The sequence below is a fragment of the Pseudomonas sp. fls2-241-R2A-110 genome (assembly GCF_030209165.1).
Classification (GTDB): Bacteria; Pseudomonadota; Gammaproteobacteria; order Pseudomonadales; family Pseudomonadaceae; genus Aquipseudomonas.
In genome coordinates this window covers 130,806-153,395 of sequence record NZ_JARVSN010000006.1, presented here as the reverse complement: position 1 = coordinate 153,395, position 22,590 = coordinate 130,806, and the positions used below count along the sequence as shown (strand labels likewise).

14 protein-coding genes and 1 pseudogene are annotated in these 22,590 nt (G+C 51.0%); 5 read left to right on the top strand and 10 right to left on the bottom strand.

Translation table 11 applies throughout. From position 1 onward, the window contains the following. The first annotated feature begins 108 nt into the window (after positions 1-108). Complete coding sequence (locus tag QRN31_RS04840) at positions 109-276, top strand: DUF2897 family protein (RefSeq protein ID WP_090186501.1); 168 nt, start codon at positions 109-111, stop codon at positions 274-276. 44 nt (positions 277-320) lie between these two features. On the opposite strand, the gene QRN31_RS04835 is transcribed toward QRN31_RS04840, so the two are convergent. Both QRN31_RS04835 and QRN31_RS04830 read right to left on the bottom strand, forming a co-directional pair. Continuing rightward, positions 321-1,172: an urea carboxylase-associated family protein gene (locus tag QRN31_RS04835; protein WP_285430523.1), complete on the bottom strand. Its 852-nt coding sequence runs from the start codon at positions 1,170-1,172 to the stop codon at positions 321-323. Positions 1,173-1,187: 15 nt separating this feature from the next. Continuing rightward, positions 1,188-1,838 carry a GntR family transcriptional regulator gene (locus QRN31_RS04830; RefSeq protein WP_285430522.1) on the bottom strand — a complete coding sequence of 217 codons (651 nt, stop codon included), beginning with the start codon at positions 1,836-1,838 and terminating at the stop codon, positions 1,188-1,190. 176 nt (positions 1,839-2,014) lie between these two features. Here QRN31_RS04830 and QRN31_RS04825 point away from each other — a divergent pair, with 176 nt between their 5' ends. Continuing rightward, positions 2,015-2,572, top strand: coding sequence for a TetR/AcrR family transcriptional regulator (locus QRN31_RS04825; RefSeq protein WP_285430521.1), 558 nt, complete (start codon positions 2,015-2,017; stop codon positions 2,570-2,572). On the opposite strand, the gene fabF is transcribed toward QRN31_RS04825, so the two are convergent. The 6 genes and pseudogenes from fabF to QRN31_RS04790 all read right to left on the bottom strand — a co-directional run bounded on the left by fabF (position 2,569) and on the right by QRN31_RS04790 (position 12,176). Continuing rightward, entirely contained in the window at positions 2,569-3,843 is a 1,275-nt protein-coding gene (gene fabF / locus QRN31_RS04820) for a beta-ketoacyl-ACP synthase II (RefSeq protein WP_222587904.1), read from the bottom strand. The two genes, QRN31_RS04825 and fabF, sit on opposite strands and share 4 nt — an antisense overlap. 32 nt (positions 3,844-3,875) lie before the next feature. Further along, the gene (locus QRN31_RS04815; protein ID WP_285430520.1) at positions 3,876-4,670 is read right to left on the bottom strand and encodes an SDR family NAD(P)-dependent oxidoreductase; all 795 of its coding nucleotides are present in this window, start codon (positions 4,668-4,670) and stop codon (positions 3,876-3,878) included. A 197-nt stretch (positions 4,671-4,867) separates the two neighbouring features. After that, entirely contained in the window at positions 4,868-5,203 is a 336-nt protein-coding gene (locus QRN31_RS04810; protein WP_259152514.1) for a ComEA family DNA-binding protein, read from the bottom strand. Positions 5,204-5,483: 280 nt separating this feature from the next. Next, a complete protein-coding gene (locus QRN31_RS04805) occupies positions 5,484-9,194 on the bottom strand; it encodes a rhamnan synthesis F family protein (RefSeq protein WP_285430519.1) in 3,711 nt (1,236 codons plus the stop codon). Between the two features lie 407 nt (positions 9,195-9,601). After that, positions 9,602-9,853: pseudogene (locus QRN31_RS04795) on the bottom strand (class I SAM-dependent methyltransferase); the annotation flags it as partial. A gap of 328 nt (positions 9,854-10,181) precedes the next feature. After that, positions 10,182-12,176: a polysaccharide biosynthesis protein gene (locus tag QRN31_RS04790; protein WP_285430518.1), complete on the bottom strand. Its 1,995-nt coding sequence runs from the start codon at positions 12,174-12,176 to the stop codon at positions 10,182-10,184. A 670-nt stretch (positions 12,177-12,846) separates the two neighbouring features. On the opposite strand from QRN31_RS04790, the gene QRN31_RS04785 reads away from it, so the two are divergent. The 3 genes from QRN31_RS04785 to QRN31_RS04775 all read left to right on the top strand — a co-directional run bounded on the left by QRN31_RS04785 (position 12,847) and on the right by QRN31_RS04775 (position 16,058). Continuing rightward, positions 12,847-13,650, top strand: a complete 804-nt coding sequence (locus tag QRN31_RS04785; protein WP_285430517.1) for an ABC transporter permease — start codon at positions 12,847-12,849, stop codon at positions 13,648-13,650. A 13-nt stretch (positions 13,651-13,663) separates the two neighbouring features. Then, on the top strand, positions 13,664-14,407 hold the full coding sequence (locus tag QRN31_RS04780) for an ABC transporter ATP-binding protein (RefSeq protein WP_285430516.1): 744 nt from the start codon (positions 13,664-13,666) through the stop codon (positions 14,405-14,407). A gap of 466 nt (positions 14,408-14,873) precedes the next feature. Further along, positions 14,874-16,058 (top strand): acyltransferase family protein, encoded by a 1,185-nt coding sequence (locus QRN31_RS04775; RefSeq protein ID WP_285430515.1) that lies wholly within the window; start codon positions 14,874-14,876, stop codon positions 16,056-16,058. A 323-nt stretch (positions 16,059-16,381) separates the two neighbouring features. On the opposite strand, the gene QRN31_RS04770 is transcribed toward QRN31_RS04775, so the two are convergent. Then, complete coding sequence (locus QRN31_RS04770; RefSeq protein ID WP_285430514.1) at positions 16,382-17,350, bottom strand: NAD-dependent epimerase/dehydratase family protein; 969 nt, start codon at positions 17,348-17,350, stop codon at positions 16,382-16,384. Positions 17,351-17,632: 282 nt separating this feature from the next. Next, complete coding sequence (locus QRN31_RS04765) at positions 17,633-22,576, bottom strand: glycosyltransferase (RefSeq protein WP_285430513.1); 4,944 nt, start codon at positions 22,574-22,576, stop codon at positions 17,633-17,635. Between the last annotated feature and the right edge of the window lie 14 nt (positions 22,577-22,590).

Below are 22,590 nucleotides of genomic sequence, written 5' to 3'. Positions count from 1 at the left end.
ACTCATATCAGGCATAGAATGGAACCACTGCGATTGCCCATCGCTCAAAGTGGTATGCACGATCGGTTGGCGAAATCCGCCCACTGTCCTGCCCTCAAGGAGAGCCCTATGCCCTGGTATGCCTGGTTGATTCTGGTCGTTGCAATCGGCTCGATCGTTGGCGGTTTGATGATGTTGCGCGACACCGCCACCAAGGTCGATCTGACCGAAGAGCAACGTAAACGTGTCGCGGAACGAAACGCACAAGCGGACGCCAAGGATGCGCAGGACCGCTGAACAAAAACCCTGTCGCTCTTAATGAACGACAGGGTTTTGCGTGGCTACTTTTCCCAATCCGCCTTGGCGATGTGCAAGCCGTGCATGCCTTTGTAAGCCGCACGCTCAGGCTGGCTCCAGCCCTCGAGCAAAGATTCCTCCAACCGATAAATCTCCACCCCCAGCGGGCGACAGACGCTCAGCGGATCCTGCGCATCGGGCCCCCACATGGCCAGCGACAGGTCACCGCCCGGGCAGGTTGAAAGCGCACACAGCAAGTCGATCTCGGCAAAGAACTCCAGGTAATCACCCTTCTGCGCCGGACAGGCTTTCATGAAGTACATGTCGTCGTGGTTCAGGCCCGTGCACTGGAAAATGTTCAGCACGTCATGCACGTCAAATTCGGTCAAGCCATGGGGCAACACGGCGCGAGTCAGGTTGGAATGGCAGTGATGATGGAAGTCCTCGCCGGTGAGCATTTTATTCACGTAGGGGTCGCAGCGCGTGCCGAGCAAATCGTGCAAACGACCGCCATGTTCATCGATGCCGTACCCGGCCAGGCTGTCGTCGGTAATCGTCACCAGAGGCCGTAAAAACGGCAGGTTCGACCAGAGCCGGTCATGGGTGCTGACGTGCGCGCCTTGCAACTGCCGGGTCCGCGCCGCCCACAGACGCTCGCGCGGATCGTTGGCATTCCAGACATTGAAGTCGCCCACTTGCGGGCCGACCGGCGTGGTCACCCGAAACACGTGCCCGGCCGGCACGTTCCAGGCACGGCCAGTACGGATCGGCACTTCGAACTGCTCGATCAACGTGCGCCCTTCCTTCGCATCGCGGATCCGTTCGTAGAAGGCGGTGTCCACCTGCAAGGCCGAGCCTTTGCTGACTTGATAGGCCGCCGGATAGTCTTTGTACATGGCACGAATCCTCGATCAGTGATGGGAAGGAGCAAGCATTTGCAACAGGAGGTGTTCGGAATCGTCGAGATAAAGGCTCATGGCCTCTTGCGCCGCGAGCTTTTCACCCTCGGCCAGCAGGTCATGGATCTGCCGGTCTCGAGCCAGCCAGGGCGCCTGGAACCGTGACTCATCCGGCGCGGAGCAAAACACCAGGCGCAGTTGCGCAACGATGTTGGTGAAAAACTCATCGAACAACGGACTGCGCAGCAAACCGACAATGTGTTGATGAAAGGCCAGGCTGTGGGTGCCGACGGCGCGCCAGTCCTCACGCTCGCGGGCCAGCTCGGTGGCTTCCAGGGCCTGGAGCATGCGATCGGACTGATAGCTGCGCAGCGGCAGACTGGCATTGATGGCTTGCAATTCGAGGGTGCGACGCACGTTGAACAAGTCCCGCACGTCGTCGACACCCAGCCTGCGAACCATAACGCCCTTGTTGCGCACGTAACGGGTCAGGCCTTCCTGCCCCAAGCGATGCAATGCCTCGCGAATCGTGTTGCGAGACGCGTTGTAAGAGGACACCAGATCGTTCTCCACCAACGCCATGCCAGGCAGTAAACGGCCGCCAATGATGTCGGCGCGTAACTCAAATGTGATGTGGTCGGCCAGCGACATACCACTGTTCATATTCATCGCCTCAGGATTGTTCAACAATCGTCAGCTAATGAGTAATCACTATTCGTGCCACCACTGGAAACGCCCTTCGACCAAGATCGACGCATCTGCATGCTTTTTAGAAGTAGAAGTACAGTCACCATCCCATTTCCATTGGTTAATATGGCGCATTGTTGCGGAGATACACGATGCGTTACTCGCAGGACCATAAAGCCCAGACACACCAGCGCATAATCAAAGAAGCTTCAGAACGATTTCGCCGTGACGGTATTGGCGCGACCGGCCTGCAACCGCTGATGAAAGCATTGGGATTGACCCACGGCGGCTTTTACTCGCATTTCAAGTCCAAGGACGAGTTGGTGGAGAAAGCCCTGCAGGCTGCCGGTGAGCAGTGCGACGTTGTCTGCGCCGAGCTTTTCGCTCAGGAACGCCCGCTGGAAGCGTTCATCGACACCTACTTGTCACAATGGCACCAGACCTCACCCCATGAAGGGTGCCCGCTGCCGACCATGTCATCGGAACTGGGACTGCGCGGACAACCCAGCCCGACGTCCGACGCGGTGCTCCACGCAAGGCTTGAACAAGTACAAGGTACGCTTGAAGGCGAAGACGCCGCTGATCGCAGCATCTTCATCATGTCCGCCCTGGTCGGGGCGTTGTTGCTGTCGCGCAGTGTCGAGAACCCGGAACTGGCCCAGCGGATTCTCGACGTGACCGGCGCGTTTCTCAAACAGCCTCTGGCTTAACCCTCCCAGCGCTTGAACAGCACGCTGGCGTTCACACCGCCAAAGCCGAAGCCGTTGGACAATGCATACTCGATAGCCATCGGCCGTGCCTGACCGTGGACGATGTCCACGCCTTGCGCTGCCGGGTCCGGGTTTTCGAAGTTGAGGGTCGGTGGAACGATCTGATCGCGGATCGCCAACAGGGTAAAAATCGCCTCGATCCCGCCTGCTGCGCCAAGCAAATGCCCGGTCGCCGACTTGGTCGAGGTCACCGCAATCTTGTTGTCCGAACCAAACAACGACTTGATTGCCGCCAACTCTCCAAGGTCGCCTACCGGGGTGGAGGTGGCATGAGCGTTGAGATGCTGAACCTGTGCAGCCGAAATGCCTGCCTGGGCCAACGCCAACGACATTGCCCGACGCGCACCGCTGCCGTCTTCAGGGCCAGCGGTCAGGTGAAAGGCGTCCGCAGTGGTGCCGTAACCGACCAGTTCGGCCAAGGGTTGAGCACCGCGAGCCAGCGCATGTTCCAGTGATTCGATCACCAGAAGGCCTGAGCCCTCGCCCATCACAAAGCCATCACGGCCACTGTCGAACGGCCTTGAGGCGCGCTCCGGAGTGTCGTTGTAACCGCTGGACAACGCGCGAGCCGCGGCGAACCCGGCAAGACTGACGCGATCGATCGCGGCCTCCGCGCCACCGCACACGGCGATGTCCGCCTCACCACACCGGATCAGCCGCGCCGCGTCGCCAATCGCCTGGACCCCGGCCGCACACGCCGTCACCGGAGCACCCAACGGCCCCTTGAATCCATGCTGGATCGACACATGGCCGGCCGCCAGGTTGACCAGAAATGAAGGAATGGTGAACGGCGACAAACGTCGCGGGCCGCGGCTGTCTGTGGTCCGAACCGCATCGGCAATCGCACCGAAACCACCGACGCCCGAGCCGATGATCGTGGCCGTGCGCTCCTGGGCATTGGCATCCTGAGCTTGCCAGCCGGCTTGCTCCAAAGCCTGGCGCGCAGCTTCCATGGCAAACAGGATGAAGCGGTCCATCTTCTTCTGCTCTTTGGGCGGCGTCGCACGATCCGGGTCGAAACCCGCCTCGGGATCCTCCGCCAACGTCTGCACTGCGCCACCGACCTTGGCCGGCAGATCTGCCACCACCTCGTCAGGCAACTGACGCAACCCGGAGCGCCCCGCCAACAGACGCTCCCACACGGCCTCAACGCCGCTACCCAGCGGAGAAACCAGCCCCATGCCTGTTACCACTACTCGACGATCACTCATACCGCAATTACCTCAAACCGATTGAAGGCGCCTTACTTATAGCGCGCGGCGGCCGTACTTTTGGAAAGATTAGGCGCCATGACCAGGCGGGCTTTTACAAAGTTGTCCCAGTCGGAGGCGTTCGGTAGCGAGGGAATGGTGATCAGCTCACCCTGGTCCAGGCCGGATAACGCAGCGTCCACCATCTCCCCCGCCTCCATGACCATATCCGCTGGAATCTGTGTTGCATCGATACCGGAACGCTCCCAGATCTCGGTGCGTGTTACGCCTGGCAACACCGCCTGGACCTTGACCCCAGTACCTTCCAGCTCGGCGTTCAACGACTGGGTCAGGCTCAAAACATAAGCCTTGCTGGCGCTGTAAGTCGCGTTGAACCGCTCGGGGAACAACGCCACCACCGAGGCAATATTGATGATCGAGCCGCGCCCAGCCTTGGCAAAACTGGCAGCTGCTGCCGATGCCAGGCGAGTGACTGTCGTAACGTTCAGCTGGATCAATCGCTCCAGTTGCTCCAAGTCGGCGTTTGCCAACAAACCATCGGCAGCTACGCCTGCGTTGTTGAGCAACAGGCTGATACTCGAATCACTGCGAAGCCGTTGCTCAACCTTCAGCACATCATCTTTTTTTGTGAGATCCGCCTTGAGCACTTCCACCTTAATGCCATGGTCGGCGCGCAACGTGCTCGCTGCAGCCTCCAACCGCTGCTCGTCACGAGCAACCAGCAACAAATCAAAACCACGAGCCGCCAAACGCTCAGCGTAAATTGCACCGATACCGGAGGATGCTCCGGTGACGAGGGCTGTACCTTGAGTCTGGAGAGTGTTCATGAGCGAGCTCCTGAGGATGCGATAGAGAGATGAGCGCCTGGGCGCATCGGCAAATAGGAGAATTATTATAGGCATAATCTTAAGGCAATATGATATCCGTAATTTTTTTGACTCCGATGAAAGGCACGCCACCTCGTTTTACGCCACAATGCAAAAAGGCCGGTCGATGACCGGCCTCTCGGCGTTGATGTTAAAGCTTAGTTCACTTCCAGCTTCTCGCGATTCTTATCCAGGATCGCTTTACCGATGCCTTTCACTTCCAGCAATTCGTCTACGGACGAAAACGGACCATTACTGTCACGATAAGCAACAATCGCCTTGGCCTTGGCTTCCCCGATACCGGACAGCTCACGCTGCAGGGTGGGTGCATCAGCGCCATTAAGATCGACTTTTCCTGTTTGCGCTTGAGGGGAAACTTCCAGCACCAAAGGTGCGTTGCCTGTCTCAGGCTTCACCGCAGGCGCGGCTATTGCAGCAATAGAGGCGCTGGTGAGCAGGGCAAAAACCAGGGAGTAGAAATAGCCAGTACGCATAAATGAAGCTCCATGACATCGATTGAGAAAGCAGCTTTTCCGAAGCTGCCTCCCAAACTTAGGCGATGTCTGGAGCCTGTCAAAAATGTGTCAGTTACAGGATGTGAAACGATCGGGCTTGAGGCGACGTTGCTGGTAGGTCCAGTCAACGATATCGCCATTGGGGCGCCGGCCGTTCGCCTTTCCTGTTGTAAATCAGAGTTGCAAAATAAAAACACGGCTTAAGAGCATATTAAAATAATTGGCTGTTTGCCTGCCAGGCAAACAGCCAATTAGTGACTTAGCGTGTGCTACCTCTAACATTCGTTACTGCATATTCAAAGCCCTCGCTTTCACAGACCAAGGGAATGATACGTTCTAGTGCATGCAACAACGAGCCATCATACGGAAGGGGTTCCGCTGGATAATCTTCCCACTTCAAACACAAATGGACTAGTGGCGCCAATACTTCTGAGCGAGCCCAGAACATCGTCCCTACCGGGAAATTAATATTTTTAGGAAGTCTGTCAAGGGACAAACGTGACGCCAGTTCTTGAGCAGATTTTTCGTTTGCATCCCAACCCACAACATTCGAATCATCTGGAAAAATCAATCCAAATTTCGGATTCAAGCACATTTGACCAACGATGACGTCAGCCATATTTCCGGCTGCTCCGCCCAACAAATTATCCAAGAGGAAGTGGAACCATTTTCGACCAACCTCCAAGTCTTTGACATCAACAGTTTTCTTCGTGTGAATATGCCCAACAATTTGATAATTTTGTACGAGTTCTGAACCGAAAGCAGTCAGCAAGGGACCGATGTCTCTCCCTCTATTTGGAACAACTTCAACACAGACAGCCTCTACGTTACTAGCCTTTAATAGAGCCAAAATTTCAAGCTTAGCTTCTAACGATGGAGCACTGATAAATAGATCTGGCCTTACCTTGTTCGCCTTGAGTCTTTGCAAAATTTCCGGGAGTAAATCCGGATAGAATACGTGAATGTGAAGCGCTATCTTTGTGTCATCCAACACATCGGCAACTATTGTCTTTGGCGTCAGCACTGGACGCAGCCAAGAGCCCTGAGGTTTGCCTGCCTGAAGAAAATGAGAGTACGGATCAATCTCAAGATGATCGAGATTGTTCTGTTCAAGGTAGATACCCGGATGAAAGCCAGGGAAAGGTTTCTTTCTGCCTATTCCGCGCACCCAAGAACGCATGTACATACAGAGCAGGTCGCCATCACTAAAGTTTACCCGATGAGAATCTCTGAGAAACTCAAAATCGGTCAAATCAGAGTCTTTCACGATCAAATAATCTGCATATTCCTGCTTCGTTCGCGCTTCGACAACATGCGCAATCCGTTCCAAACTTTCAATATATTTATTCATATCGAAATAATCTTGAGATTTAGAACGACTCTGATTACTGACATCAGCTCTCAAACTTTGAGAGTTCGCTAACGAAAGGATTTTTTCTGCCATTGATACAGTATCCAGATACGGCGCAACACATTCTTCAGCAAGACCGCACGAAGATAAGAAGTCAGCTATACCCGTAGTTTTATCAAAACACAAAATCGGTAAGCCGTGGCTGAGTGCATCAATGGCGACATTGGGCAACGGATCCAGTCGCGAGGTCAGCAGGAAAATATCGGAGTTTTCATACACCGTATCGATGGCGGAGGTTTCGGAAATGAAGAATACATTTTTCTCGAGGTTCGCTCTCGCTATTTGATCTGCCAAATAGACAGAATAGCCTATATCGTGATCGGGATTGTAGCCTTGTCCAACCCAGACAAAACGACAGTTTTTACCACCTGGTGCATTGACCACCCTTGCAGCACATTCAATGAAAAGGTCCACTCCCTTTCTCAGCTGCACATAACCGGCGCCAAGGATTACGACCTGTCCCTCAGCACTCCCATTAGGTCGCATTGCATTTATAATGCGTTGTTGCTCCCTCTCGATTTCGGAAGAACTATGGTTCTCGGGAGGCAAAAGGCAGCGGCCCTGGGGAAGAATATGCGTATGCCCTTTGTTTAGCTCCGCGTACTCCGCCTGGGCACTTTTCAATGTAATGTCTGTTGAAAATATCAGCTCACCAGACCAAAAAAGCGCTTCTCGAAATGCACTGCGAGGTCGAGTATTTGCAGCGAATTCATGCACTAGGCTTAAGCAAGGAACAAACCGCTCAGCAAGAGCAGGCAGTACGTATCTGGCTTCAATACTATTCGCTATTGCGCAATCTATATTGAAACGCTCAAGTATCTGTTTTACGATCGCCTTGGTAATTACCGAGTTATTTTTTATATCCGCGACGGGCCCAATTACCGCAGCACCTGAAGCTAAAAATGCATCCTCTAAATCCCCCCCACCAAGAAGAAGGGCGACAACGTTGTACTTTTTAGACAGGTTTATAATTATATTGAGACTTAATATAGGTGCGCCTGTCCTGGAAGCTTCGTGACTGACAACCAAAAACGTTTTACGTAATGGATCGATAGACCCGTTTGCACCCCGAACTTCAAGAGCAGGCATGGCTCCCATGCGCCCCTCCCTTTTACCTGTAGATCGATAATGCACCTCTGGATCTACGCCGGAGTTTTTTACATCAGGGTAAAGAGCACGATATAACTCAGCATCAAAAATGTCCGTTTCTTGGATTTCAATAGAAAGCGGACGTCCTTCAATAGCTCCATTTACAAGGAAGTGCTCTTCTGGAGAAACCCCGATAGCAGCCACATCTGAGTTAGCATGTAAATATTTATTGTATTCAAAGCTAAAATGCTTTGAAAGCACACGTGCAAACGGGTGCTCAACCGCCCCCATTAGCTTACGCGCCGCTCGCATAGCTTTCCACGGACGGGAAGAAAATATAATTTTCAGACACTCGGCCAGAACTATAGTTAGCTGATGTTTACTATCCAGCAATACTTCGAACTGATGATGAGCCTGCTTATTTCGCTCATTCAAGGAACGATTCTGTTCCCTCAGGGAAAGATTTTCATCTCGCTGCTTAACCAATTCAAGTTTTAAATTCTCCCGCTCAGTCAGCACAGTGGAAACTTTCGCTTCTAGCCCCTTCAGTCGCCCCTCAAGCCCATCAGAGAGCTCTCTAAGCTTGGATTGTTCTGCCTGAGCATCTTTAATCCGTAGTTGAAAGTCAGAGATCCTGGAGTGCCGACCTTTAATCATACTGATCCCTTTCAGCGCCATATCGAGTGCATCTTGACTCAATTCGGCTTTACCCTTAGGTACGTCCAAAGGGTAGTTGAAAGCAGCAAAATCCCCAGCATACAAAAGTTTTATCAACTCCGCAGATCTTGATGTAATAAAGCTTTCTGAGTAAGGAATTAGACTTTGGTTAGCTCGATTTGTCACAAACGGGGCAATAAACCCATCACCTATAATACTTTCAAGCTTTGCTTCCAGGCTCGACGTATCTTCCAACTGCGCAACCATGTCGTACTTTATTAAATCAGGATGCAGCAAGGCTACTTGTGGAGTCCAATGCGGATCCAAAAAACTCGGAGCCTCAACAGCCAACAAATATTCAAGAAAACCTTCAAAAGCATTCGAGATATCAACGGTACTCGCTATTTTATGACAATAAAATTCATGTTTAACATACCGCCCTATTTGCAATGGCTCACGAAGTAAAATTTTTGATTGCCAAGCTGAAAATATGCGTTCGTAAGGATTTCGAACCACCGCAAAACGAAAAACCCCATCAGCGTTAACTAGCTCACCCAGCCGGGACTCGGAAAGACCGGTAACTGATGGGGCAACCAGATGAAAGGTGTCATGGATGGTTGATTCTGGCGTACTCTCTAAACTTTTCAGGTCTTTATTGATGTCAGGCACATAACCTTCAAGCTTAGCGAACCACCACTTCAATGAAGTGGAGCCCGCTTTCGGCGTGGACACATAAAAAATCTTATATCTTTCGGAGTAGTATGAGCCAAATCTCATCAACTCCACTTGACCTCTAGAAATGCCATCAAACATAACACGCCCACCCTTTATTTCAAATTCTTCATATAACAACAAACCGCCTACAGCACTTTACTAATAGGTAACTAACCCATGAGTTAACAATACCAAAAAATCCTTGGTTAATTCCGGATAGACTCAAAACACCAAAGCTTCCATGGCACGATAAAACTTATTCGACTGATAGTTCGACCATAGCCCGCGGCCAGTAAAAAAACGCACGAATACGGCTCATCTGGTTCATGTAGGGCTCGGGTCAGGTAGTCATGGCGTATTCAAGCACATCTGAGGGCTTGTTCCGAGGTTCTCCAACACACCTACGACAAAAAAACGCGAAAGATCGACAGTCGGGCGCGCTTTCTCACCAAGCGCGTGAAAAGCCTAAAAGTCGAACGCGCCCCCCCCCCGGACGTCCCAAAAAGTCTGCGGGCGATGCGCGTCAGCTGCCTGATAACCTCGGGGGCATCTTCGAAGCCAGGTGATGACGGCCAGGTCGAAGCAGTCGCCGGCAAAACGTACGATCAACTCACCGTCTTCAAAGAACTGGACCAGGATTGCCGAAAGGTTTTCGTTATGTTGTGGCCAATCGTGAAAATAGCGAAGCAAGGTGTGTTGGTGTTGGTCAGCAAAGAGGTTTTTGGATTGCGCAGGTTAAGGTAAGCCGTGATCGGCACACGACGTAGGCTTCACCGACTCCGGAGAGTTCACGCTGCAAGATCGTCGCGCCCGTCCCGTTCAGATCAACTTTTACAGACTCCACCGAGAGTGCAGCCTGCAGCATCATCGGCGCGGTAACGGTGTCGGACTTGACCAAAGGCGCAGCATTAGCAGCAATAGAAGCGCAGGTCATAAGGGCAAAAAACAGACAGTAGAAGTAGCCTGTACCCACAAGTGACGCTCCATGACATTGATAAGGAAGAACAGCTTTTCCAAAGCGGCCTCCCAAAGCTGGGTCATGGGGTAATTCTGTCAAAAATGTATCCGTTGCAGAGTGAGTAACGATCAAGGCTCGAGGCGACGCTGCTGATAAATCAAGTCGACGATTTCACCATCCGGCGCGTAACCACTGACAGTGTCACGCAGAAGTTGGCGAACCCGCGAATAATCATCCCCCTCAACAGCACTCAGCAACTCCATCAACTTGCCTTTGAGCACCTCCCAGGGCAAATGATCTTCCTTGGCGCTCATGATCATCGGGTGCCGGGTAGCCGACACGTTGTCGCCAATCAGCAACTCTTCGTAAAGTTTTTCCCCGGGACGCAGCCCAGTGAACTCAATGGCAATATCGCCGTGCGGGTTTTTTTCCGAACGGATGCTCAGGCCAGACAGGTGAATCATCTTCTCCGCCAGTTCGACTATCTTGACCGGCTCACCCATATCCAACACGAACACATCACCGCCCTCCCCCATGGAGCCGGCCTGGATTACGAGCTGTGCCGCCTCGGGAATGGTCATGAAGTAACGGGTAATCTTCGGATGGGTAACCGTCAAAGGCCCACCCGACTTGATCTGGCGATGGAAAAGCGGAATAACCGATCCCGATGAACCCAACACATTACCGAACCGCACCATGGTGAAACGGGTCTTGTTGACCCGGGACACATTGGACTTGTCCCCGAACAACACCGGCGCCAACTCACGACTGAGGGCCTGCAAGGTCAACTCGGCCAACCGTTTGGTGCTGCCCATCACATTGGTCGGGCGTACGGCCTTATCGGTCGAGATCAGCACAAAGTTTGCCACACCGGACTCCAATGCAGCCTGAGCGGTATTGAGTGTCCCAATCACATTGTTCAGCACGCCCTCAGCAATGTTGTGCTCAACCATCGGCACGTGCTTATAGGCCGCCGCGTGGTAAACCGTGTCCACATTCCAGGTTTTCATCACATCGAGAAGTTTATGGGGATGACGAATCGACCCCAGTATCGGCAACAACCGGACAGACAACGACTCACGAGAAATACGATGCTCGAGTTCGGACAAAATGCTGTAGAGATTGAATTCGCTATGATCGAACAACAACAGAGTGGTTGGCCCCAGGGAGAAAATCTGACGACAAAGTTCGGAACCGATCGAACCGCCTGCCCCCGTCACCAAAACCGTCTTGCCCTTGACGCATCGAGCCAACAAATCAGGCTGCGCCGGCACCGAATCCCGCCCCAACAGATCAGCAATGTCTACTTCCTGAATGTCGTCCACTTTGACCCGACCACTGGCCAGATCAGTGAAATTCGGAACACTGCGCACATGGAGCGGGAAGTCCTCCAGAAAATTGAGAATTTCCCTACGCCGCGCACGAGTCGAAGACGGCAACGCCAAAAGGATTTCCTGAGCACCAGTCACATCGATCATCTGCTGAATATGCTTGGGCTTAAAGACCTGCAACCCGGCAATCGAACGATCCGCGATAGAGGAATCGTCATCGACAAACGCCACTGGACGCATCACACGTCCCATGCGCAAAGCTGCAACCAACTGGTTACCCGCGACGCCAGCACCGTAAACGGCGACCTTGGTCAAACCATCGTCTCGATTTACAAACGGTACGTGCTGCGCAGCGGTGAACCAATCACCCATGAAATACTGACGCATGCACAGACGCAGGCCGCCAATGATTACCAGGCTTAGCCACCAATAATTGAAGATGATGGAGCGCGGCACGACGACTTCGTGATTGCTGTACCAGTAGACCACCACGGCAAGGATGAGCGAGGACAGACTGACAGCCTTGACGATGGCAATCAGTGCATCATTACCGAAGTAGCGCATGACAGCGCGGTACATGCCAAAGCGTACGAAAAGGGGGATGGCGATAATCGAGGCGCTGACGAAGAGCCAGAAATGCGACTTTAGTGGATTGTATACGTCGTCGATACCGAGGCGAACAATAAAGGCCAGCCACAAAGCGACCCACACCAAAACCACATCGGTGGCGACCTGTATCAGTCTTTTTTGCCTGCGAGGTAAACCAAGCAACACTCTGCGTATTTTATCCATTCAAGCGTTCGAGCCCGTAGCCCCCTCCTTTTACGCGATCGTCGATCGGCATTGTAACCTCATGAGGACGAGATCGCCCAATACTTGCAGATGGCAGGGTCAGGAAGGAGCGTTTTACTGAAAACGCCGCTATAATTCGCCCTTCTGACCGGCCCGCCGGACTGACATAGCACGGACGCAAGACTCGCTCGAAAATCACGAATCGTTGCTGCCGCGAAACTGCTCGTCGGTAACCATTAGCTAATCGCTCTGCCCGCTCTCGAGCAGGCGATTTATTAGAGAGCATTGACGATCAGACGCTGCGGCTTAACCCAAAACGCGTTTCCGGGGGGGCGAGGGAAATTTATTGGGCGTTCGACTCTGGCCGTGGGATGATAGAAAAAGTGTAAATCCTCCGGCAGAGACGTTATTTCTTAGCGCTAGCACAATATCACCAGTCGACACAAGCCCTGCTTTTTGAACGAATAGCTCAAGCTTGTGATCGTAACGAGCGCGCGCCATACGAAATAGCTACAGACTTTATGCCCCGCCCTGCAACTGGGGGGAGGCATTCTAAGCGGAGCACACCCCGCGAGCGTAAAAACTGGAAACTGAACGGGATGGAAAAAGTGACACTACCTCCTCCTACAAGATTACAATCATTGACTGTTTTGACAACCCGGTGTTTCGAATGCTAAACAACTCAATTACCGCCGCCGTGGCAGATATAGCGACGGCTGTAAAGCGCTATTCTCTGGTAGGCATGCTCGGATGGCAGGACGTACGTCAACGGTATAGGCGCTCTGCTGTCGGACCGTTTTGGCTCACCATCAGCATGGGCGTTATGATTGGTACTATTGGCCTCGTATTTGGCCAAATATTTAATTCCCCCATGAAAGAATTCCTGCCATTTCTGGCAGCGGGCATGATTTTCTGGAGTTTCATTTCTACCTGCGTATTAGAGGGCTGCACTAGCCTCATTACGGCAGAAAGTATTATCAAACAACTCCCCATCCCATTATTCGTGCATATCCTACGCACGATATGGCGCAATACTTTGATCCTCGCGCACAACATCGTCATTTTCCCACTGGTGCTGCTGGCGGTTCAAAAGCCGTTGGGTCTTGGAGCGCTATTGAGCATCCCAGGCTTTGTACTGGTTGCTCTCAATCTGGCATGGATAAGCTTAATACTGAGCATCCTGTGTGCTCGATATCGTGACCTTCCGCAAATCATTGCCAGCGTTTTGCAAATTGCTTTTTATGTGACACCAATCATGTGGCTTCCAAGCCTGCTTTCGGGACGATCCTCCGGCACCTATTTACTGGATTTAAACCCCATCTACCATCTCATACAAATCGTCAGGGCTCCTATGCTCGGACAGGATGCGAGTACTGTTAGCTGGTGTGTGGCCGGGGGTATGGCTCTGCTTGGCTGGTGCATAGCGATCATATTCTATGCCCTCTATAAACGTCGCATTGCTTATTGGCTCTAAGAAGAAAACTATTATGGCTTCTATTGAATTTCATAACGCATGCGTTGATTTCCCTATTTATAACGCAAATGCCCGCTCTCTGAAAAAACGACTGATTCAAGTTGCTACAGGCGGCAAACTCAGCGCCAACGACCAAGGCCGAGTGATTGTCAGAGCACTGGAAGACCTTACTTTTTCCCTCAATGACGGAGACCGGGTTGGGTTGCTCGGTCATAACGGCGCAGGCAAAAGCACATTACTCAGACTGCTGAGCGGTGTATACACACCCTCCGCTGGCACCGCCAGTATCAGCGGCGAAGTCGCTTCCCTTATTGATATTTCATTAGGGATAGACCCGGAGGCATCCGGCAGGGAAAACATCTTCATGCGCGGCATCCTGCTTGGGATGACAAAAAATGATATTGCAGAGAAACTTGACGAAATTATTGAGTTTTCAGAACTGGGTGACTTCATTGACATGCCGGTACGCACGTACTCTTCCGGCATGCATTTGCGCTTGGCCTTTGCGGTATCGACGACCATCAGACCTGAAATATTGATCATGGACGAATGGCTGTCGGTAGGGGACGAAGGCTTCAAGCACAAAGCAGAAGCTCGGATGAAAGAACTGATCCAAGCCACCAGCATTTTGGTGATTGCCAGCCACTCCCGTGACCTGGTGCTGCATACATGCAATCGGGTCATTTGGCTGGAGCACGGCAAAATAAAAATGGACTCGGACCCTGAAACAGTTACCCAAGCTTATTTTGGCTACTAATGTTTTAGTTCGCGCCTGCAACCCTCATTAAGCTAAAAAAATCGGTGAACTCATAAACAACCATTTTATCAAGTTAAGATAAACCTCGGTTTTTTATGAAAGTAGCCGCGTAGCCATCGCAGCGCAGAAGCCAAAGCAACAAAACCTCATGCAAGCTACATCTCATGAAGCAACGCGACACAAACGCCGAAAATGTTTATCTGCCCCCAATACCCTCCCAAAAAAAAGTATCGATAGCCTCACAACCCCGGTTGTACGAGCCATTATGGGTGACGTTATTCACCTACCTGCGCCAGAGGTGATCGTCAAAAAATCCGGTGACCGCGTGGAAATTTCCGCAGCGCGGAAAGAGACGACGCCATTTGCTGCCCCCCCCCCACCAGCTATGGGCCAAGGCTAGTCAAAACAAATAAATATGCCTATTATCCCGCTTCATAGATCAAACGATAAATATTCAAGGCCTGACATGTCAGCAAAATTGGAAACTGGAAGCAATAGACTATTTCCCCTTGAAGCCTATAGGGGAATAGCTGCATTTATTGTGCTTGTTCACCATTTTTTCTTAGGGTTTTCCCCATATACAACTGGATTATTAGGGGAAGCACGAGACAAGAACAGCTTAATAGGACAGCCGTATTTTGCTCTTTTTAACGGCACAGCAGCTGTCGGTTTTTTCTTCACCCTTTCCGGGTTTGTTTTATGCTGGTCCTATTTTAATCATGAAAACCCTCAAAAACTGCTTTTGGCATTTCTTAAAAGATTTCCGAGACTAGCCGCCACAGTAACGATTACCACTGTCGCAAGTTACTGCTTATTCAAGCTTGGCTTTTACTATTTCCACGATGCTTCACAACTTAGCTTGAGCCCATGGCTTGCGACATTTGCTTACGGATGGACGCCAGGGTTTGAACCGAGCTTTTGGGGCGCCTTAACGCAAGGCATTACAACTTTTTTCACAGGAGAAGACAATTACAATACAAACCTTTGGACTATGAAAGCCGAGTTTTTCGGCAGCATGATTGTCTTTATGCTTGCATGCTTTATTTCAGTAATACTAGAATACCGCCACCTTATTTACGCCTTCATCATTATTTCAATATCAGCACTATTCTATAACGACTTCATATTCCCCTTCGTTGCCGGTACATTTCTTTCTGTTTATCTGGCCAAAAACAAATATGAAATCCCCTTCCTCGCCTCCATAGCATTAATTATTTTCGGGCTTTACATGCTCGGATACATGATCCCGGAAAAATCATACGTATGGGCTTCAGCGATCCCAGACACTATAAAACCACACGCCCAAACCTTGCTCCATACACTTGGTTCCGCTTGCATAATTTTCGCAACCATGAACAATCAGAAGGTATTTAAAAACCTGAATGGGAAACTATTAAGAGGCATTGGAAAAATCAGTTTTCCACTCTATCTTGTACACACCCTTGTGATCTGCTCGCTATCAAGCTACGTATATATCAAACTTGCAAATCACAGCATCAGCAACACACAAAGCTTAATTATCGTATTTATTGTCACTGCTACCACTTCAATAGCACTAGCAGTGCCACTCTCTCGCTTTGATGACTGGTGGGTTATGCAAGTTAATACCATCACACGAAAACTATTGAAAGAGAAACAATTAGTCCATTGACTAGACTCAACAAGACGCACCTGCCGATCACCGATAAATTAGCTACAGGCGCGTAAAAATAGTCTTTCACGGATGACAGGAAATGCAGAAACAAGAACGCCGATTTGATTGATGATGTTCGCGGATGCAAACATATCTAACAAATCGGCGCTTTTATACGTAATATTCTGGACGGTTTTTTCTTTCGTCATAACCAGCCGGATGGTGCCCCTCTACAGCTCGAGTTGACGTTTTAAGCCCCTCTCGCGTTTGAAGCCTTCCCAAAGATCGTAACCTTCCGAGAGGCAGGCGTATGGTGTGTTTACATCGTTAAATCAATGTGGTTATTCCGGATTATCCGATAACCAAGCCGCAAAGCGCTCCAATCCATGATCGAAACTAACGAAAGGAGCCCACCCCAAAGACTGTTTGGCGCGCTCGATGTCCAGAACACTGACAGGCACGTCAAATCCGCGACCCGACAAGTATTCACGACTGACATTTCGCCCCGTGACCCTCTCGATTGCGTCAAGAACCTCATTGAGACTATGTCCGCGTCCTGACCCGATATTGAACACATGCTCTTCACCGGATTGCACTGACGATGCCAACAACGCTCTCACCACATCAGAGACATGAATGTAGTCGCGTACAACCGTGCCATCGCCCCAAATCTCAACCGTCTCGCCACGCAGGACTTTGCCAAGGAATACGGCTACCGCGCCTTGGCTAGCATAGGTGCGCTGCCCCTCACCAAAGGGGTTTGCAAGACGTAGAACAGTATAATCAAGGCCGTATAAGCGATGGAAAAGCGCTAAATACTTCTCGATCGCCAACTTGGAAATTCCGTAGGAACAGGCCGGGTCGGTAGCATGGGTTTCTGGAATAGGTACTTGCGTGGGATCTCCATACACCGTGCCTCCGGAGGAGATAAAAATAATCTTCCTCAAGCCGGACTTCACCGCGAGGTTTAGCAGGCGGATGGTCGCAACGACATTGCTCTCCACATCGAAGACGGGATCAGCATTTGAAGACTTGGGGAGTGTAGTAGACACCAGGTGATAGCAAACATCGCAACCTTCCAATGCCTTGGCGACTTCAGCCTCACTGGTGAAGTCTCCTTCGCAAAGCTCGAAATTAGGATGACTGAAGTGGGATTCACCCAACGGTGCCACATTGGGACGATCGAAACAGCGCACAAAATGCCCCTGATCGAGCAATGCGTCTATCAAGTGGGTGCCTATGAAACCACGCCCCCCCAAAACCAGGGACCGCTTAACGGGATTAGGAGAAGTGTTCTCGGAATTATTCAACGTTGCCCTCCAGCGCTTGATATGGTTGAAACTGCCGCCTTGTGCCGCAGCAGACAAGGCGGGCTTGACCTGCCCCCTCCTTGGCAACCATTGCAACGACCTACACTTTATTATTTAACTGAACACTCTGTGACGGGGCTAATGATACGTCAAGAGAAGCGGCTTACCAAATTGCCGGAGACACCCGTCTCGCTCTCAGTGCAGGCCTGGCAATCAGCCGGACCTGCTTGTGAGCTCTCCTCTAAACGCTAGCTGTCCCGCATACAGCAAGTCCGGCTACAGCTACTGGACAGTCATGCCAGCGCCTTCGGCCTTCGCCGACTCCGCCCTGCTCAGCTGAATGTCACGCTCGAACAAACGAAGGTATTGAGAAGCAACGGCGTCAATTCGATATCGACTGGAAACGTCTTTCACCAGACCGACGGCTTCCTTGTATTTCCGTTCATCTGTCGCGAACGCCGCAATTGCGCGGCCCGCGCTCTCGATTGGGACGACCCAATCTTCCAACTCGATGATCTCCCCAGCAACGCCGCTCTCTATCGTCAGCATGTTTTTGATGTCGCCTACGTCTGTGGCAATGTATGGCTTGCCGGCAAACAGACAATCTACAATGGTCAGAGGGAAACTTTCGGACCTGAAGGTCGATAACATGATGCCCATGTCCGCGGCAGCATAATGGCCTACAGAGTTATCACTAAAACCAGCCAGGTAAACGAAGTCCGGCGCACCTGCTTGACAGTACTCGTCGTACACCAGGCCATTACCGACCAATATAATACGGATGTCCCGACCGGAAAGTGATCGCGCAAGTTCTACCGCCTGGATAGCTTCGCCCCAGCCTTTATCGGGAATTGCCCGACTGACACAACACAATACAAAAGCCTCTTCCGGTATACCCATCTGCACGCGCGAGATTGGAATAATTTCCGGCGGCTGCAACCCGTTAGGAACCTTGACGAAACGGGGAGAAGACTTGTCGTACAGCGAGATGTCCGAGAAAGGAACAAGATTCTTCTCAGCGGTATAGACCCATGTACTGACACCCTTGTCAGCAATGCGCAACTGTTCATCAGTCACTCCATTGCCATGTTCAATCATCCCGTGCAGAGCAGCCACGTGGGCGCCAAGCTCGGAAAAAACATCCGGGACATCGACCGGATACTTCTGAACGTACCACTGGTGGCTATTAAGTGCTTCAATTCCGAAATCATGAATGATCTCTTTCACTGATTCGATATTCGACGTCTCGATCACCGGCACGTCGTTTCTCAGCATCTTGCGAACACCGTCTTCGCGTTTTGGTATCCCGGCGCTAAACAAGGAAACGGAAATACCCTGGCGTTTAAACTCGTTTGCCAGTCGAATCGGAAGAATTTCGGCACCGCCCGGATAGAAGCCAATGGTGGAAACCATCACGTTCGGCAGTCGGTCAGCCCTTGCACGAACAATTGAATCATGATCATACCAACGTAGAAACTCTTCTGCGGAGCCCCCAACATAGTGGTCATACAGTTTCTTGCTGGATTCCTCGCAAGCCTCAAGCACCGACATCGGAACATTGTAGAGGGACTGAACCGTTCTGTTGGCCACCCCGAGCTCGCGATAAAAGACCTCTTTGCGATAAGTGGTGTTTGCAGTACTTGCATAATGTCGACGGAAGAAGTTTGTACCCTCAGTGGAGTAAGCAATTTTTCCGCCGCGCAGGATGTGCAAATAGAAGACCCAGTCACCGGCAACTTTCATTGATAGCCACGACTGATCATCCAGCAGTGGCATATCAACGGGGCGTTTGAAAAGCACGCCACTGGCATTAGGTATTGTATTTTTGATACCCAACGCCGAGCGCACTTCGTTATGCGCCGTGCTTACATAGGAACCGGCCCATTTATTCGCACACTCCAGATCACTTACATAGTTAAGGAACTGGTCAGGCATAACGACTTCGTCGGTGGTTACGAACTCACATTTTGAGTACGCAAGCATGACCGCTTCATCGTCAAAACAACTAACAAGCGCCTCCAGGAAGCGCTCATCACAGTAGTCATCGCTTTCAGCGACCCATACCAGGTCACCTGTGGCCGCCTTGATCCCCTTAGCCCACTGATGAAAAACGCCACCCGAATTCGTCTCATTGAACAACAAACGCGTTACATCAGGGTACTTTTCCGCATAACCAGTTAACACCGAACGGCTATCATCAGTCGAACAGTCATCCATCAGGATAACTTCTATATTCTTGTAAGTCTGACCATAAATACTATCCAGCCGACGAGCAAGGTAGCTTTCATGATTATAATTTGGAACAATTACCGAAACTTTTGGCATAATGGTGCTGGAATCAATATCCAGCAAAGCGCGTGTTGTTTCGTTCAATCGACCAAAACCGGTGATACTGTCTGGCTCAAGGAAAAGCCCTTCCTGCCAATTGTTCCAGGCATTCACAAACAGTAGACGGCGATCCTCGGGGAGAGCCTTTCTCGCGCCTCTGATCGCCGCGTCAAGCCAACGTCCATAGTCACGAATATGAAAGCGCGAATACACCAGAGGTGAATATTGCTTAAGCGCAGTTTCATCACGCCCTAATGAAATAGCGTGGAAAACCGGAGTAGCACGAAGGTGTGTTTTCTGCGCTCGCACGATCCCTTGCGACGCAACGAGATTATAGGGAACGGTATCTATTCCATTCTTGTTTTGCGGTGTAAATACGCCAGTTTCGCCGGGCACAGGGTCTGCAGAAAGATCAAGCGCGGCGTCACACAAACCATCCAGGTCCTGCGCCAACTCTTCCGAACCCGCGAAACCAAACTGAGCAATCAGGTACACGCCGTCACACAGTTCATTCAATCGCTCACGCAGCTTGCGAATTGAATCAACGATGTCTTCGTCGTACTCATTGAGCTTAACAACTATGACGGGGCGCTCATCAACCTGCACACAGCGCTTATCAGCTAGAACTGCAACAACAGGCGTAATCAAGTTGTTCGCCAGGCCTTCCTGATGCAAATCTATTTGAACGCAGAAATTAAAGTCGATTTCTGTGTGGGCAAGAAAAATGTCCAGAGGCTGTGGCGACGCTTGCACAACCGAATCTGCGCTCAGTTTGAAGCAAAAGCCAAAAAAGCCATGGCTCTTGGCGCTGAGTGCCTGCTGGGTGAGCACACGCCCATCCAACGAATCATACAACCCAAGCATCTTGTCAGGGCGTGGTCGCTGCGAATTGCCTTTAGCAGCGAATCTGGCACTACGCAACGCCTCCCAGTCAGGCGATACATAGAACGCGAGCAACTTGATGTCGCTGTTAACTTCACCAAAACGGATGTCGTTTTCGTGATTAATGAGTGCATCCGGTACCGCTATTCTATGCTCTGCCGCGCCAGTCACAATGTAATGCCAAAGCGGGTTGAGACCAATGTGTTGAATGTCTTTGTACATTGCGAGGTAGGCGCGCGTATCAAAGTCCATGGAAGGATTTTTACCTTCGCGCCAGCCTTGTTCACAGTAGTGCCTGAGCGGATCTACCGAGACCTCCGGTACATCGCTGTACATCGCAAGGTAGTACTTCTCGTCGAACAATCCTGACTTTTTGACGGCTTCGATCTGTGCCTCGAGCACAGCCTTTAGGACCGGTATCGGTGTATATTCACCATACGGATTGAAAATCGCATTACGCCCGACAGGACGACGCTTGACCGCCGTCATTTCGCAAATGCGAACTGGCAATCTGATTGGACGACCTTCGAGCTGTCCGCATTGAATGTAGTGAAGCAGCGGATGAACCTGAGCCTCGGCAACATCAGGGTTGGCCAACAGATAATCCGAAGGACTGAAAGCGGCGCAAGGATTGCGATTTTCTATCCAGCCCTTGAGCATGTAGTGCTTGAGTGGATCAGTACCTTTTGCACGAACATCTGCATTATTGGCCAGGTAATATTCCGGATCAAACAACCCGCTTTCTTGAATCTCACGAAGAGTGTTTTCGTTATAAAGCTCTCGACGCCGCCTTAACGAGTCGACAACTTTACTCCATGTCAGCGTTCTGACGTTATGGACAGACTCTCGCACAAACCCTGAAATCACGCGCACAGACGACATTAAACGCCAGGAATGCGAAGAGAGTAGTGCCTGGAGTTCCTGCTGCGTCTTGAGCAGATCAGCCTTCAGACTGACATTCTCTTTTTCGTGATCAACCAAAACGGCTTTGAGATCGACTAACTGCCTGTTGAGCACACCCACAGATTGCTCAAGACTGGCGATATGCCGGTCACGCTTAACCAAAGAACCCATGAGCTCTTTTAACTGCGATTCACGTTCGAACAGAGTCGGATTCAACGACGCAATACGCTGATTTAAATCCTCGATCTGTTGAGTCAAATCCTGGATTTGAAGGGCGCGCGCACCTATTTGTTGACGACTTTCCCGAATCAGCCTGGCCGCGTCAAACGCGAGATCCAACTGCTCTACCGTAAACGCTTCTGTACGTTCTGGTACCTGCCTGTCATATCCGAAGACATCAAAATCTTCGGCGTACAACTCTTTAATCAAATTCGCACTTCGTTCCGTTATAAAAGCAGGAAGGAAGGGAATGACATTTTCACTTGGTGAAGGCTCTGCGAAAGGATCGGTGGCCTGCTCACCGAAGTGCTCCGATAATGCTTTATGCAGTTCAGAGGAGTTTTCAATTTTGACCAACAAGGAATAATTGATCAAATCCGGACGCAATAGCGTGGCTTGAGGCGCCCAAAAATCTTTTTCAGGTGAAGATGCGCTATTGCTAGCGAGATACTCCAGAAACGCCTCAAAAGCCGAAGCAATATCCGCTACGCTTTTTACCGGCTGCTGTAATAACTCAAACTTTGGATACGATGCGACCTGCTCCGGATCTTGCAACAGTATTTTCGACTGCCATGCAGAGAAGATGCGCTTATAAGGGTTTCGTACAGCGGCAAATCGAAAATATGTATCAGAAAGAAGAGGCTCCAAAAGGTCGTCTATTTCCAGCCCGCTGACATGGGGCGCAACCTTGTAAATCTCGTGAACAACTTGATCAGAATTGCTTCCCGCAGCCTCACCGACGCCACGCAAGGCCTGCGCACAACCTTCCAGTGACGCAAACCACCACTTCAGGGAAGTACTCGCAACCTTGGGGGTACTAACGTATAAAACCTTGTACTTCTCGGAACGGAAACTGTTCCACTTGAGATAGTCAAAGACTTTTTGTTTGTCCACTGATGACAAATCAC